The 14,801-nt window shown below is 70.0% G+C and carries 13 protein-coding genes; 8 read left to right on the top strand and 5 right to left on the bottom strand.

Annotated elements, in window-relative coordinates; all coding sequences use genetic code 11:
* Positions 1–261: 261 nt before the first annotated feature.
* The 5 genes from QSK32_RS16545 (at position 262) to QSK32_RS16525 (ending at position 4,381) form a co-directional block, all read left to right on the top strand.
* The gene (locus QSK32_RS16545; RefSeq protein WP_342669809.1) at positions 262–645 is read left to right on the top strand and encodes a GntR family transcriptional regulator; all 384 of its coding nucleotides are present in this window, start codon (positions 262–264) and stop codon (positions 643–645) included.
* Positions 642–1,523: an ATP-binding cassette domain-containing protein gene (locus QSK32_RS16540; RefSeq protein ID WP_045745493.1), complete on the top strand. Its 882-nt coding sequence runs from the start codon at positions 642–644 to the stop codon at positions 1,521–1,523. The genes QSK32_RS16545 and QSK32_RS16540 overlap by 4 nt, the downstream gene beginning before the upstream one ends.
* Positions 1,520–2,227, top strand: a complete 708-nt coding sequence (locus QSK32_RS16535; protein ID WP_045745494.1) for a hypothetical protein — start codon at positions 1,520–1,522, stop codon at positions 2,225–2,227. The genes QSK32_RS16540 and QSK32_RS16535 overlap by 4 nt, the downstream gene beginning before the upstream one ends.
* Positions 2,228–2,362: 135 nt before the next feature.
* Positions 2,363–2,938 carry an NADPH-dependent FMN reductase gene (locus QSK32_RS16530; RefSeq protein ID WP_285472423.1) on the top strand — a complete coding sequence of 192 codons (576 nt, stop codon included), beginning with the start codon at positions 2,363–2,365 and terminating at the stop codon, positions 2,936–2,938.
* A gap of 207 nt (positions 2,939–3,145) precedes the next feature.
* Positions 3,146–4,381, top strand: a complete 1,236-nt coding sequence (locus tag QSK32_RS16525; protein WP_285472422.1) for an MFS transporter — start codon at positions 3,146–3,148, stop codon at positions 4,379–4,381.
* Positions 4,382–4,502: 121 nt separating this feature from the next.
* Here the strand turns inward: QSK32_RS16525 and QSK32_RS16520 are convergent, their stop codons facing one another.
* From QSK32_RS16520 to QSK32_RS16510, 3 genes are read right to left on the bottom strand one after another with little or no spacing between them, the layout of a single operon-like run.
* Positions 4,503–5,864 (bottom strand): aminotransferase class V-fold PLP-dependent enzyme, encoded by a 1,362-nt coding sequence (locus QSK32_RS16520; RefSeq protein ID WP_285472421.1) that lies wholly within the window; start codon positions 5,862–5,864, stop codon positions 4,503–4,505.
* A complete protein-coding gene (locus QSK32_RS16515; protein ID WP_285472420.1) occupies positions 5,857–7,428 on the bottom strand; it encodes an ATP-binding cassette domain-containing protein in 1,572 nt (523 codons plus the stop codon). Before QSK32_RS16515 ends, QSK32_RS16520 begins: the two co-directional genes overlap by 8 nt.
* Before the next feature lie 49 nt (positions 7,429–7,477).
* Positions 7,478–8,269 carry a hypothetical protein gene (locus QSK32_RS16510; RefSeq protein ID WP_045745497.1) on the bottom strand — a complete coding sequence of 264 codons (792 nt, stop codon included), beginning with the start codon at positions 8,267–8,269 and terminating at the stop codon, positions 7,478–7,480.
* A gap of 253 nt (positions 8,270–8,522) precedes the next feature.
* Between QSK32_RS16510 and QSK32_RS16505 the strand changes: the two genes are divergently transcribed.
* Positions 8,523–9,446, top strand: a complete 924-nt coding sequence (locus tag QSK32_RS16505) for a DUF808 domain-containing protein (protein WP_045745498.1) — start codon at positions 8,523–8,525, stop codon at positions 9,444–9,446.
* A gap of 47 nt (positions 9,447–9,493) precedes the next feature.
* On the opposite strand, the gene QSK32_RS16500 is transcribed toward QSK32_RS16505, so the two are convergent.
* Together QSK32_RS16500 and QSK32_RS16495 are read right to left on the bottom strand one after the other, a co-directional pair.
* On the bottom strand, positions 9,494–10,168 hold the full coding sequence (locus tag QSK32_RS16500; protein WP_285472419.1) for a class I SAM-dependent methyltransferase: 675 nt from the start codon (positions 10,166–10,168) through the stop codon (positions 9,494–9,496).
* A 60-nt stretch (positions 10,169–10,228) separates the two neighbouring features.
* Positions 10,229–10,966 carry a helix-turn-helix domain-containing protein gene (locus QSK32_RS16495; RefSeq protein WP_045745499.1) on the bottom strand — a complete coding sequence of 246 codons (738 nt, stop codon included), beginning with the start codon at positions 10,964–10,966 and terminating at the stop codon, positions 10,229–10,231.
* Between the two features lie 222 nt (positions 10,967–11,188).
* Between QSK32_RS16495 and QSK32_RS16490 the strand changes: the two genes are divergently transcribed.
* Positions 11,189–12,268, top strand: coding sequence for a serine hydrolase domain-containing protein (locus QSK32_RS16490; RefSeq protein WP_285472418.1), 1,080 nt, complete (start codon positions 11,189–11,191; stop codon positions 12,266–12,268).
* A 9-nt stretch (positions 12,269–12,277) separates the two neighbouring features.
* Positions 12,278–14,602: a glycoside hydrolase family 84 protein gene (locus QSK32_RS16485; RefSeq protein WP_285472417.1), complete on the top strand. Its 2,325-nt coding sequence runs from the start codon at positions 12,278–12,280 to the stop codon at positions 14,600–14,602.
* Positions 14,603–14,801 lie beyond the last annotated feature (199 nt).

Below are 14,801 nucleotides of genomic sequence, written 5' to 3'. Positions count from 1 at the left end.
GTCCGTTTTGCGCTGGCAAGGTGTCTCCTCGTGGCTGAACGCAAGCCGGAGGCGCTAACGGCTGTTCCGCCGTACCGAGGAGTCAGGGTGATCGATCCGGCACAGATCCGCGCGGCGCTCCCGTTGTGGGAGCTGGACTTCGTCACGCCCGGGCGCCGGCCATATGGCAACCCGAGGGCTATCTGACCGCGGTCCAGGATGGACGGGGAACGGCGGTTGCCGATATGGTTCGTTACTGAAGTAAGGAACCGAAGAGGCTGGATGTGGGGCGTGTTTGACGAGCGGAGGCCCATCTACCGGCAGATCGCCGAGCAGATCAAGAACGACGTACTGCGCGGGGTGCTGCACGCCGACGAGCAGATCATGTCGACGAACCAGTACGCGGCGTTCTACCGGATCAATCCGGCGACGGCTGCCAAAGCGTTTCAGCAGCTTGTCGACGAGGGGCTTCTCTACAAACGCCGCGGTGTCGGGATGTTCGTGAGTCCCGGCGCCCAGCAGACGTTGCGCGCTGAGCGCCGCAAGCGGTTCTTCACCGATGTGGTCCGGCCGATGGTGGCCGAGGCGCAGACGATCGGGATCCCGCTCGCCGACATCGTCGACCACATTCAGCAGCCGACCGACGCCACGGGGGAGGCACGATGACGTTGACCATCACAGTGAACGATCTTCAGGTGAGGTACGGGGAGACTGTCGGCCTTCAGGATCTCAGCGCCGAACTGCCGGGCGGCAAGATCTACGGTCTGCTCGGCCGTAACGGCTCCGGGAAGACGAGCCTTCTCGCGGTCCTCGCCGGGTTCCGTAAGCCGTCCGCCGGCACGGTGACCGTCGACGGCCTGCCGGTCTTCGAGAACTCCCGGATCACCCGGCAGGTCTGCCTGATCCGGGAGAGCGGCATCGTCGGCGACCCCACCGACAGCGTCCGGGACACGCTTGACGTCGCCCGGCGGCTGCGGCCCGGCTGGGATGCCGGGTACGCCACCACCCTGATCGAGCTGTTCGGGCTGCCGCCACGGAAGAGGGTCAGTGAGCTGTCGCTGGGGCAGCGTTCCGCTTTCGGCGTCGCCGTCGGGCTGGCCTCCCGAGCCCCGGTCACCATGTTCGACGAGGCCCACCTGGGGATGGACGCGCCGACCCGGCAGGCCTTCCAGGACGAACTGCTGAGAGACTTCATCGCCCGGCCCCGGACGATCATCATCTCCACCCATCTGGTGGAGGAGCACAGCCCCCTGTTCGAACGGGTCCTGATCCTGCGGGAGGGCCGGCTGCTGGTGCACGAGGACCTCGACGACCTCCGCGCCCAGGGCATGTCGCTGACCGGGCCGGCGGCAACGGTCGACGGCGTCGTCGCCGGGCTGACGATACTGAACCAGCAGCAACTCGGACCGACGAAGTCAGTCACCGTGTCCGGCGCACCCGACGAGGTACGCCGCGCCGCCGAAGCGGCCGGCCTGGAGATCGGACCGGTCGCGGTACAGGACCTCTTCATCCACCTCACCCAGCCCACCGGAGCCACCCGATGAACCGGCCGGCCCGGCGATGGCCGATCGCTCACCTGCTGCTTACCACCCACCTGCCGTTCCTGGCGGTCTGCCTGGCGGGCCTGATCCTGCTGGCCTGGCTGATACTCGGCGGGGTGAGTGCTTTCGGCTCGGTACGCATCAGCGCCCTGGACGTCGGCGGCCCGTTCCTGCGATGGCTCGCCCTCGGCTACGGCTACCACCTGCTCGCGACGATGCTGCCGACCTTCCTCGTGCACGGTCGGACACGCCGCGAATACCTGCTCCAGGTTCCGGTGTTCCAGCTCGTCACCACCGCTGTGCTGGCCGGTATGACGACGCTCGGCTACGCGGCGGAAACGGTGCTCTACCGTGCCGCGGGCTGGCCCCACCAGCTCGCGCAGGACCGGCTCTACGACAACACCGGGGACTACCTTCTGATCTTCGGAAACTACTGGACGATGCTGCTGGGCTGGATGGTGACCGGGTGGTTCCTGGGCGCCGCCTTCTACCGCTTCCAGGTCGGCGGTGTGCTGGCCCTGCCGGTCGCGCTGGGTCTGCTCCTGGCGAACGCGACGGGTGACCTTCCCATCGTCGACGCCGGTCAGTGGCATCAGGACCTCGGCGTGCCGGTGGCGCTGGCCCTGGCCGCCGGCGGCACCGTCGTCGCTGCCGTCCTGTGCTGGGCGATCGCCCGGGACATGCCACTGCATACCCGGACGTCCTGAGGAATCAGCTTGCTGATCCGCCCCGACTACTTGTGGGCTGGTCAGCAGCCGCCGGGTTCACCGAAACCGGCCAGGCCGCCACCACGGCTACGTAACGTCCGGGTAAGGCCAGTCACCGGAACCCGGGAGCACATCATGATCCGCATCGGCATCATCCTCGGCAGCACCCGCCCCCAGCGCAACGGCGAACAGGTCGCCACCTGGGTACTCGACAACGCCAAGCAGCGCAGCGACGCCGCCTTCGAACTGGTCGACCTGCTGGACTTCCCGCTGCCGCACCTCGACGAGCCGATCCCGCCGTCGATGGGCCAGTACCAGAATCAGCACACCAAGAAATGGGCGGAGAAGATCGCCTCGTTCGACGGGTACGTGATCGTCACCCCGGAGTACAACCACAGCACCTCCGGGGTGCTGAAGAACGCCCTCGACTACCTGTTCGCCGAGTGGAACAACAAAGCGGTCGGGTTCGTCTCGTACGGGTCGGTCGGCGGCGCCCGGGCGGTCGAGCACCTGCGGCTGATCGCCGGCGAGCTGAAGATGGCCGACGTGAGGCAGCAGGTGACGCTCGCCCTGAACAGCGAGTTCGAGAACTACAGCGTGTTCAAGCCCGGCGCGTACCAGCTCCCTCAACTCGCCACGCTCCTCGACGAGGTCGTCGCCTGGAGCACCGCTCTGGCCACCCTGCGCCCACCCGCCACCCCGGCACCCTGACTCCTCGCCGGCGACACAGCCGGCCGGCTGTAACGGCTGGTAACCACCCGGAGATCGAGGCATTCGTCGCCGGAGAAGATGGTCTCCGGGTGGTGCCGCCAGTCCAGCCGGCTGCGCGGGAACGTACTGGATGTGGCCCCGGCATTCCTTCGTAGGGCCGGGCAATCGGGTTGATGCGTCCGTTTCGTGCTGGCAGGGTGAGTCCTCGTGCCCGGACTCGAGACGACAGCGGACCGCAGTGCCGAGTGGCCACTGCGCACGCCGGCGTTCCGGTGGTTCTTCGCCGGACGCTCGATCTCCACGGCCGGCAGTTTCATGGCGCCGGTCGCTCTCGCGTTCGGCGTCCTGGACCTCACCGGCAGCAGCGCCTGGCTGTCCGCGGTCCTCGCCGCCGCCGTGATCCCGATGGTCGCCACCATGCTGATCGGCGGAGCCGTCGCCGACCGCCACCCCCGGGACGCCGTGCTCCGCCTGACCAGCCTCGGCGCCGGCGTCACCCAGGCCGGCGTCGCCGTCGTCCTGCTCACCCACCAGCCACCCGCACTGCTGCTACCACTGTCCGCGCTCAACGGCGTCTTCCAGGGCCTGACCACGCCCGCCCTGCGCGGCATCCTCGCGAACCTGGTGTCCGGCCGCGCCCTGCAGCAGGCCGGCTCGCTGCTCGCCACCGCCGGCAACACCGCCCGCATCCTCGCGCCGAGCGCCGCCGGGCTGCTGACCGCCTCGGTCGGCGGCGGCTGGGCGATCGCCGTCGACGCCGTCACCTTCCCCGTCGCGGCCGCCTGCTTCGCGCGGATCGCCCTGCCCGGCCCACCGCCACAGGCCGGGTCCATGCTGGGCGATCTCGCCGAGGGCTGGACCTATTTCCGGACCCGGACGTGGATCTGGTCGGTGACCCTGGCCTTCGCCGTCTTCAACGCCACCACCATGGGCTTCTGGCAGGTCCTCGGGCCGGTGATCACCAACCATACGATCGGACCCACGGGGTGGGGACTCGCGCTCAGCGCCCGCGGGGCCGGGGCGCTGAGCGCCGGCCTGATCCTGGTGAAGGTGCCGCTCCCGCGGCGGCCCATGACACCGGCCCTGACCGCCATGGCGCTGGCCGCCCTTCCGCTCCTGCTGCTCGGCACCGGTACGAACCTGGTCTGGCTGTCGGCCGCCACGTTCACCGCCGGCGTCGTCGCCGAGTTCTTCACCGTCGTCTGGGTGACCGTCACCACCACTCACATCCCGGAGCGTCTGCTCTCCCGGGTGGGCGCCCACGACGAGTTCTGGTCGTTCCTGGCCATGCCCCTCGGCCAGATCGCCGCGTCCGCCCTCACCACGGTGGCCGGCGCCACGACCGTCGCTGTCGCCGGCAGCGGTCTGGGAGCAGCCGCGATGCTGTTGGCGGCGCTCGTCCCGGCACTGCGCCGCCTCGAGCTGAACAGCAGAGCCGTTTAGCCGTCGCGGCCGGCCTCGCCGTCCAGGCGCAGTGCGGTGCTGGGGTTCTCTGTGCGCGGTGCCGGTGCCGACATGTTTCGCGTCGAGACAGGCCTGGAAGGACATGGTTCTCCTATGACGTTCAGCAGCGCAGGCGTGGGGCCAGGCCGGACGTGCCGGTGTGCCGGTCCTGGTAGGCGCGGGTGAGGAAGTCAAGCAGGCGCCGCACGTCCCCGGCGGTCGAGGCGACGCCGAACGAGACGCGGACCGCGCCGCCGGTCGGCAGGCCCAGCCGGCGCAGGTATTCGTCGATGGTGTGCACACCCCAGCGGGTGGAGCCGCGCAGCTGCCGGGCGCCGATCGCGAACGCGCCCTCACCCGCGCCCGGGTTGCAGAAGCAGCCGGTCCGCAGCGCCAGCCCGGCCGCGGCGGCCTCCGACGCGACCAGGCGCTCGTCGACGACCCGGCCGCCCGCGTCCAGCAGGTTGAACGCCACCGTCGCGCCGCGGCCGACGGTGCCGGCCGGGCCGTACACGCGGATCATCGGGGTGCCGTCGCTGTGCCGGAGCGCGGCCAGGCCGGTCAGCAGGGCCGCGGTGAGGTCGCGGACCCGGTCGCGGATCAGGTCCCGGCCGACGCCGCGCAGCCAGCCGAGTCCGAATTCGACGTCCGGGATGTGCAGGAAGTCCAGGGTGCCGTCCTCGAACGCGGTCTCGTCGGGGGCGAGCCGGTGCCATTCGGTGCCGACGCTGACCGCGGCGATCGTGCCGCCGGCGAACCAGGGGCGGCGCAGCCGGGCCAGGGCGGCACGGCGGGCGACCAGGCTGCCGACGCCGGTCGGGTAGCCGAGCACCTTGTACCAGCTGACCGGCACGAAGTCGGGTTTGTACCGGGACAGGTCCAGGTCGTGGACGGGCAGGTAGGCGGCCACGTCGAGGAGCACGTCGTACCCGGCGTGGTGGGCCGTTTCGATCCATTCCAGCGGGTGCTGGACGCCGGTGAAGTTGCTCTGCGCCGGAAAGGCGAAAAGGCCACGGCGGCGCAGGGCCGCGGTCACGGAAGCGTCGGCGACCCGCAGATCCGGTGGGCTCAGCGGAATGTAACGCCGGCGGGCCCGGGCGCGCCGGGCGAATTCCCGGATGCCGTTCACCGAGTTGTGGTTGTCGAAGGTCATCACCAGGTCGCGGCCGCGGCCGAACGGATAGGACTCCCCCACGATCCGGCACGCCCCGGACGCGTTCGGCGTGAAGATCACCGCGTATTCGGCCGGATCGGCGTTCAGGAATTCCAGAATCGCCCGGCGGGCCGAGGCGACGAGCGCGGTGCTGGCCACCGACGGCGGATTCTCCGAATGCGGATTGCCGAAGGCTCGCGACGACAAGCGCTGGTGGTGGGCGTCCAACTGGGACCGGGCATAGACGCCGGCGCCGGTGTAATCCAGGTAGACCTCGTCGCCGAGGTGGGCGTATTCGGTCCGGCGCAGCTCGTCGAGACGGTCAGACACGGCGGTGCAGCACCCCCCACGTGGCGGCCAGGAACAGCACCGTCATGCCGGCCAGGATCAGCCAGTTCTCGCCGACCGGCCGGGCGAAGCTGTCCTGGTACGCGGCGAGCAGCGGCGGACCGAGCGGGGAGCCGCCGTCGCGCCAGAGTTCCGCCAGGCCGGCGCTGTGGCCGAGGGCTTCGAACGACCACCGGTTCGACATCGCGTAGCTCATCGCCCGGCCGACCGGCGCCATCACCGGCACCGGCAGGATCGCGCCGACGAACAGCACCTGCGGGAAACACAGCATCGGCAGCACCAGACCGGCCTGGGCGACATCGGACACGCTCGCCGAGCACAGCAGTCCCAGCGCCAGCGCGCACGCCGACCCCAGCACCGCTGTCACATAGACCGCGGCGAAATCGGCCGCGGTCAGGGCGGGCAGCCGGTCGAGCAGCCGCAGCACGACCAGCAGCAGCAGATCGACGACGGCCAGCAGCGGCAGCAGCAGGATCACCTTGGCCGCCAGATAGGGACCGCGGCGTACCCCGGCGAACACTTCTCGTCGCAGGATCGCCGTTTCGGTGCAGATCTGCAGCAGGCCGTAGGTGAGGCCGAAGAAGAACACCCCGAAAGCGATCCAGAACAGCACCATCACCGTGGTCGGCGGGTCCGGCGGCCGGCCGAAGGCACCCGGTTCGAACAGCATCAGGAACATCGCCAGGATCACCAGTGGGGAACCGGCGAGAATGGCCAGGGTGAGCCGGTCGGCGGTCAGGATCGCCAGCTCACGCTGGGCGAGTTTCCAGGTCTGCCGGGGTACGCGCGAAGCCCGCTCCCGCGGTGGCCCCGCAGCGGGAACCGCCGCCGTGGCGGTGTCCGGCCACGTGGCGGCGGTGTCGAGGCGCCCGTAGATCCCGGCGACGTCGTCCGCCCCGAAATGCGCGGCGGTCGCGTCCGCCGGGCCGTGGTAGACCAGCCGCCCGCCCGGAGCGAGCACCACCGCCGTGTCGCACCGCTGCACGTCGGCCGGGTTGTGGGTGGTCAGCACCACCGGAACCCCGTCGTCGGCGAGCCGCCGCAGCAGCCCGAGCAGGTCGGCGGCGGCGGCCGGGTCCAGTCCGGAGGTCGGTTCGTCCAGGAACAGCGCCGCCGGCCGGGCCAGCAGTTCGACCGCGATGCTGGCCCGTTTGCGTTCGCCGCCGCTGAGCGCGCCGACCCGGGTGCCGGCCCGGTCGTCGAGTCCGAGAACGGTCAGCACCTCGGCGACCCGGGACTCGTCGACGCCCCGCAGCCGGGCCGCGAACCGCAGTGTCCGGGCCAGGGGCAGCTGCTGGTGGATGATGTCGTCCTGCGGAACGTACCCGATGAATCCCGGGGGCCCGGTGTGCCGGACCCGGCCCTCGGCCGGTGGGCGCACCCCGGCCAGGGCCTGCAGGAGGGTGGTCTTGCCCGCTCCGCTGGCGCCGATGACGGCCACCAGTTCCCCGGCCCGGACGGTGAGCGAGACACCGCCGAGGGTTCGGCGGCCACCTCGCACGACCTGGCCCAGACCTGTCGCCTCTATCCCCGCAGCCACCGGCACGCACTGAACGTTATCGCCCGGATGCAAACCGGTGAATATCCGAAAGCCGTCAGACAGAGGCGAACCGTGCCGCGAAGGCGACGGCGGTCAGGTCCCCGTCGCGTAGCCGCTCGGCCGTCGCGGTCTCCCCGATCGCCTGCAGGGTGCGCACCGCCCGGTTCGTCGCCGCCTGATCGCCGCGCAGCAGTGACCGGGCCAGCCGCGCCTGGGTGGGGCGCAGCGTGGCGAACGCGCACAGGTCCAGCGCCGCGATCAGCGCGTCGTCGAGGGTGTCGGCCATCGCGCGTTCGAGTACGAGTTCGCGCATCCAGTCCGGCCACCACCCGTACTTGCCGATGATCTTCCCGACGTGGATGGCCTCGGCCGGGGTGGCGCCCGAGTTCAGCAGCTGCGCGGTGACGTTGATGTCCAGATGTTCCATCCGCAGCGCGGACACGAACACCCGCAGCAGCGGCAGCGTGCCCAGCCAGGGCTCCGCGGCGGCCGCGGCGGCCGCATACTGGCCGTCGATGACCAGCCAGACCGCCTCCGCCTCGATCAGCGTGTCCGGGTCGACGTCGCGGGAGCGCAGCCGGTCGATGGTCTCGCGCAGGCGCTCGCCGGCTTTCTCGTGCCGGTCCTGCAACGCGTCGCTGCCCGGCTTGTTGTGGTAGGCGATGGCCATGTCCGCGGCGATGTCGGCTTCCCGCTGCAACAGCCGGGCCAGGATCTTCGGCAGCATCATCTCGGTCAGGCCGGTGGTCAGGATGGCGGCGTCGAACTGGCCGGTCGCCGTCTCGAACTGACCCCACCACTCCCCGTCGTGGGAGGAGGCCAGCGTCGGTGACTCCTTGTTCGGCATACGCCTCCCTCCGCCTTCCGTGACGACAGTGTGTTCTTCCGTGCCGGGGGCCTATCGGCGTACGCATGGTCCATCTTCGGCCTCGTGGGATTTCCTACTTTCCCTTTCCCTCGCCCTTCTGGGGGTTTCCTGCCGGGAAGGTGCTGCTTGACGGTTTCTCCAGCCGTAACAGAGCCCCGTTCGCAACTCCGATAGCGTGTTCACCGACGCTGGTGGGTAAATCCCCGGCAGGAACCGATCGGAAGGACCTCTCTTGAGTGCTGGACTGGCCGCACTGCTCGACGACGTGGCGGTTTTGGCCCGGGCCGCCGCCTCGTCCCTCGACGATGTGGGACTCGCCGCCGCGAAGGCCGGCACGAAGGCCGCCGGCGTGGTCATCGACGACGCCGCGGTCACTCCGCAATATGTTCGCGGGCTCGCCGCGGAACGGGAGTTGCCGATCGTCAAGCGGATCGCCCTGGGCTCGCTGCGCAACAAGTTCCTGATCATCCTCCCGGTGATCTTGCTGCTCAGCGAGTTCCTGCCCTGGGCGCTGACGCCGCTGCTGATGATCGGCGGGCTCTACCTCTGCTTCGAAGGCACCGAGAAGGTGTGGGCGAAGATCGCCCACCACGAGTCGCACGGCGACGACGACGGGTTCAAGGACGAGAAGACCCTGATCAACGGCGCGGTCCGCACCGACCTGATCCTCTCCGCCGAGATCATGGTCATCTCGCTGAACGAGGTCGTCGACGAGGGTTTCTGGTCGCGTCTGGTGATCCTCGCGATCGTGGCCGTGGTGATGACCGTGCTGGTGTACGGGGCGGTCGGCCTGATCGTGAAGATGGACGACGCCGGCCTGCGACTGGCGGCGCTGCCTGGTAGGGGGGTAGCGGCGTTCGGCCGTGGACTGGTCAAGGCGATGCCGAAGGTGCTCACCGTGCTGACCGTGGTGGGCACCGCGGCGATGCTGTGGGTCGGCGGGCACATCCTGCTGGTCGGCACGGACGAGCTCGGGTTGCACGCCCTGTACAGCATGGTGCACCACGTGGAGGAGGCCGCGCACGACGCGACCGGCGCTCTCGGCGGGGTGGTCGGCTGGCTGGTCAACACGATCTTCAGCGCGATCCTGGGTGTGATCGCCGGCGCTGTGGTGATCGCGGTGGTGACCCTGGTGCAGAAACTGCGCAAGAAGTAGGCGGCAGAGAAAAAGGGGGACCCGGCCGGGTCCCCCTTTTTTTCGTGTCAGTTCACGGTGATCTCGAACATCGCGACCGACCCGCGGACCTCGATCCGGTAGCGCTCGAACCGGGACGAGAGCGCCTCGTCCAGGCCTGCCAGGGAGTCCTCCCGGTTGCTCATCACCTTGGTCGCGTTCAGGATCGTCAGCTTCGCCGGGGCGAGCCGGCCGTGTTCGACGCCGTGGGACAGCACGGTCGACCCGAAGATCCGGCCGCCCTTCGTCACGTACGGCACGACGTTGTCGAAGACGGCGCCCTTGTGCGCGAACCCGCCCGGAATGCAGTGCAGCAGGAAGTTCATGCCGACCGAGTCGAACCGGGCGTCACCCAGGTTCAGCGGTTGCAGCACGTCGCGGCGCAGCGTGGCCGGCCGGTACCGGCGCAGCCGCCCGGCCGTCTTGCGCAGCACCTCGTCGTTGAGGTCGACGAGGGTCAGCTCCGGCCGGTCCGTCGGGAACGTGCAGCGGTCCAGGTAGAAGCCGCTGCCCGGGCCGAGGTCGAGGTGCCGGTTGCCGACGTGGCGGTCGTACTGCTCCAGCATCCGGGCGCGGGAACAGTGCCAGACCAGCGGGCAGACGATGCCGAGCACCCACACGTCGTAGATGGCCAGCACGCCGCGGCCGTACACCGCGCTCCCGGCCTTGACCTGCTCCGCGGACGGCGACACAGCTTGCTTCACGAGCGCACCCTTCTCTCTCCCCACCTTGAGAGTACGGGTGATGTGCCCGTTATGTGGCTTTCACTCGCCGGAGACCGGCTGCGGCCGGCCCTTGGTGCCGTGCAGGATCTCGCGGGCCTGGTCCGCGGCCCGCACGATGCTCTCCGAGACGAAATCGACGAACCGGGCGATGTTGCGCAGCCGGTCCGCCGCCGGGGTGTCGGCGCCCAGCACCCCCACCCCCTGCTGGGCGATCTCGGCGAGGCGGGCGGTCGAGCGGGCGCTCGCCATCATCGACTGGTACATCACGTCGTCGTCGACCACGTAGCGTTCCCGGCGGCGCTCGTCGCGTTCCCGCCGGATCAGGCCCTGGCCCTCCAGCAGCGTGATCGCCTTGGAGATCGACGCCGGGCTGACCTGCAGGCGCGCCACCAGCTCGGGGGCGGTGAGGCTGCCGCTGTCGGTGGTGTAGAGCGCGGTCAGCGTGCGGGCCGTCATCGCCGGCAGCCCGGACTGGACGAAGACGTCGGCGAGGACCTCCTCGTACGCGTTGACGGCGACCGCATCGCGCCCGTGCGCCTGGGCCGGCACCCCGGGCCGCCCGGTGACGGCTTTGCGGCGCCCGCGCGCCCGGTGCCCGGTGGCGTGCTGGGCCAGGTCGGCCTTGTACGCCCCGGGACCCCCGTTGCGCATGACCTCCCGGGTGACCGTCGACGTGGGCCGGTCGAGTCGCCGGGCGATCTCCGCGTAGGCGAGTCCCTCACCCAGCCCCTGACTGATCTGCTGGCGTTCCTGCGGGGTGAGTCGGCCTCCGGGCATCGCGGTCTCCTCCGTGATCGTCGAGCGTCCACACTGTAGCGTTCACCTTTGTTCCATTGCAACGAAAAGGGGTGCGCAGTTGCGTTAGATTCAGCGCCATTGCAATGATTGCACTCCTCTGAGCTGGGACTTCTCTGGCATTACGCGACTTCGCTGTTCTTGAAAATCGGAAAGCAACGTAGCGTTTCCGGTGTCAGAAACAACAGATCGAAGGAGCACACCATGCACGACTTCCAGGCCGCCGCGGACACCTTCGTCGCCGCCGGATTCGGCGGACTGCAGCTGCGCGTCCGCCACGGCCACGAGGAGTGGACCGGCAGCTCCGGCGTCCGCGAACTCGGCGCGACCGAGGCGCCACCGGTCGACGGCCGGTTCTGGGCGGGCAGCGTCGCCAAGACCTTCACCGCCACCCTGGTCCTGCAGCTGATCGCCGACGGCAAACTCAAACTGGACGGCCCGATCGCCGGGCACCTGCCGGACCTGAAACTCGACGCGCGGATCACCCCGCGGATGCTGCTGCAGCACACCAGCGGCCTGTTCAACTACACCGGCGAATACCTGCCGGACGGCACGATCGTGGCGGGCATCCCGGCCACCGGCAAGGACTGGGTGGAGAACCGGCTGCGTTCCTACACCGCGCAGGAACTGGTGGAGCTGGCCCTGTCGCACGAGGCCCGGTTCTCCCCCGGCGCCGACTGGAGCTACTCGAACACCAACTACACCCTGGCCACGCTGCTGATCGCCGCCGTCGGCGACGGCACCTACGGCGAGCAGATGCACCGGCGGATCCTGGAGCCGCTCGGCCTGCACGACACCGTCCTCGACGGCGAAGTCACCGACCTGCCCGACCCGCACGCCGTCGGCTACTACCGCTACCAGGACGGCGACGAGTGGACGATCGCCGACGTCTCCCGGCAGAACCTGTCCATGCTGCTCGGCGCGGGCGGCGCCATCATCACCACCCGTGACCTGCAGATCTTCTTCGCCGCCCTGAACAGCGGCCGGCTGCTGCCGGAGCACCTGCTGGCCGAGATGCGCAAGCCCGGCGGCCCGATCGACTACGGCCTGGGCATCTTCGTCCAGGACCTCGGCGACGACGGTGGCCTCGTCTACCACCACAACGGCGGCGCGCCCGGCGGCTACGGCGCGCTGATGTACAGCAGCCCGGACGGCTCCACGATCCTCACCGCGGGCCTGACCATGGGCGACGCCCCGCACGACCCGGCCGAGTTCTTCCCGCAGGCCCTCGACACCCTGGTCCGGACGGTCTTCCGCACTTTGAAACGACCTTCGTCGATGTAGGTTGAAGCGATGCGACGGCCATCCCTGTTCCTAGCCGTGTTCCTGCTCCTCAGCGCGGGTGTGCCGGGCCCGGCCCACGCCGGGCCCCGCGCCCTGCCGCTCGTCTCCCCCACCCCGCAGAAGATCGAACGGATCGGCCCGGACATCCCCCTGCCCGGCCGGGTCGAGCTGATCACCACCGACGCCACCGACCCGGCCGCCGCCGATCTGCTGCGTACCCTGCTGGACCAGCAGGGCATCGCCGTCACGGCCCACGCGCCCCTGACCGTGCGCCTGGGCCCGGCCGACCGCCCCGACATCGCCCGCCGCCTGGCCGGCACCACCATCCCCAGCACCGCCGAGGGCTACGCACTACGCGCCGAGAAACACCAGGTCACCCTCGGCGGCGTCGACCCGGCCGGGCAGTACTACGCGGTGCAGACCCTGCGCCAGCTGTTCCGCCCCGGCCGTACCCTCGCGGGCGTCGCGGTCAGCGACCACCCCGCGATGGCGTTGCGCGGCGCGATCGAAGGTTTCTACGGCTCACCGTGGACCCACGCGGAGCGCCTGGACCAACTCGCCTTCTACGGCACGATCAAGACCAACTCCTATGTGTACGCACCGAAGGACGATCCCTATCACCGGGACCGGTGGCGCGAACCCTATCCGGCCGGCAAACTCGCCGAACTGCGGGAACTGGTCGACGCCGCCACCTCCCACCACGTCCGGTTCACGTTCGCGGTGTCACCCGGCACGACGATCTGCTACTCCAGCACCGCCGACCGGGCGGCGCTGACCGGCAAACTCCAGGCGATGTACGACATCGGCGTCCGGGACTTCTCGATCCCGCTCGACGACATCAGCTACACCCGGTGGAACTGCACCGCCGACCAGGACACGTACGGCGCACCCGGAGCCGGCGCCGCCGCCCGCGCCCAGGTGGACCTGCTCAACGACGTACAACAGAATTTTGTGGCCTCGCATCCCGGGGTGCGGCCGTTGCAGATGGTCCCGACCGAGTACGGCGACCTGACCGACACCGCCTACAAGCAGGAGATCCGGTCGACGCTGGACCCGAAGGTCCTGGTGATGTGGACCGGCACCGACGTCGTGCCGCCGAGCATCACCGTCGACCAGGCGTCGCGGGCGTCCGCGCTGTTCGGCCGGGACGTGTTCGTCTGGGACAACTACCCGGTCAACGACTACGCCCAGTCCGCCGGCCGGCTCCTGCTCGCACCCTACGACAAACGCGAGCCCGGACTCGCCGGCCACGTGGCGGGCATCGTCGCGAACCCGATGAACCAGGCCGCCGCGAGCAAGGTCGTCCTGTTCACGATGGCCGACTTCTCCTGGAACGACCGTGCCTACGACCGTGACATCAGCTGGCGGCAGGTTGCGACCGTCCTGGCTGGTGGGGACGCTTCCGGCGTACCCGCGCTGCTGACGTTCTTCGATCTCAACCACCTGGCGCCGACGTTCGGATCGGACCCGTGGCAGCCCCAGGCACCGGCCCTCGCCGCGCGCCTGGCCACGTTCTGGGCGGCCTACCCCGACCCGGCCGCACGGCGAACCCTTGCGGGCTACGTCCGGCAGATCGCCGAGGCCCCGGCGGTGATCCGCTCCACGGTGACGGACGCGGCGTTCCTCGACGACACGGCGCACTGGCTGGACGCCACCGCCCTGTGGGGCCGCGCCGCCGACCGTGGCCTGGCCGTCCTGTCCGCGATCGAGGCCGGGGACGCACCCGCGGCCGCCGCGGCCCGCACCGAGATGAACGCCCTGGAACAGCAGGCCCGCCGGATCCGGTCGGTGCCCGGCGAGAACCGCATCGAAGGCGCGGTGCAGATCGGCGACGGCGTCCTGGACACGTTCCTCGACCGGGTCCGCGCCGCACACGACACGTTCCTGGGCCTGCCCCCGCTGCAGAACCTCTCCCAGGGCAAGGCGGCCACCCAGATCTCCGACTACTCCGCCGACTATCCGGCCGCGGCGTCGGTGAACGGCAACGTCTTCGACTTCTCCACCACCTCCGGCGCCGAGGCCCAGCCCTGGTGGCAGGTGGACCTGGGCACTGCGAGTGACATCGAGACGGTGGCCGTCCACAACCGGGTGGACTGCTGCGCCGAACGGGTCCGCGACTACCACGTCCTGGTGTCCGCCGACCCGTTCCCGCCGACGCTGGCCGAGGCCCTCGCTGCCCCCGGTGTGGCGGGCGTGCACGAGACCGAGCAGGCCGGGCGGCCCACCACGATCACGATCCCGGCCCGGGGGCGGTACGTCCGGGTGTGGCTGGCGACCCCGGCACCGCAGGAACTCAACCTTGCGGAAGTGCAGGTGTTCGGCCGCCCCGCCTGAGTTCCGCCGTTCTCTCAGAAGGATTCTCCTGGGATTTTGCGGGCGCCGCGAACTGCCCGGTGGCGATGAGAACCGCCACCAGCAGCAGCGGCACGATCCATCCGCTCCAGCCGAGGATCGTCGCCCGGGTCGTGTCGACGTGCTCGCCGGCCCGGGCGAACAGCAGGTAGGTGCCGCCAGCCCCGCCAACCGAGCTCCT

It is taken from the genome of Actinoplanes sp. NBRC 101535 (genome assembly GCF_030269225.1).
GTDB lineage: Bacteria > Actinomycetota > Actinomycetes > Mycobacteriales > Micromonosporaceae > Actinoplanes > Actinoplanes rectilineatus.
Note: the sequence above shows the minus strand (reverse complement) of the source record. Positions and strands in the feature narration are given on the sequence as shown.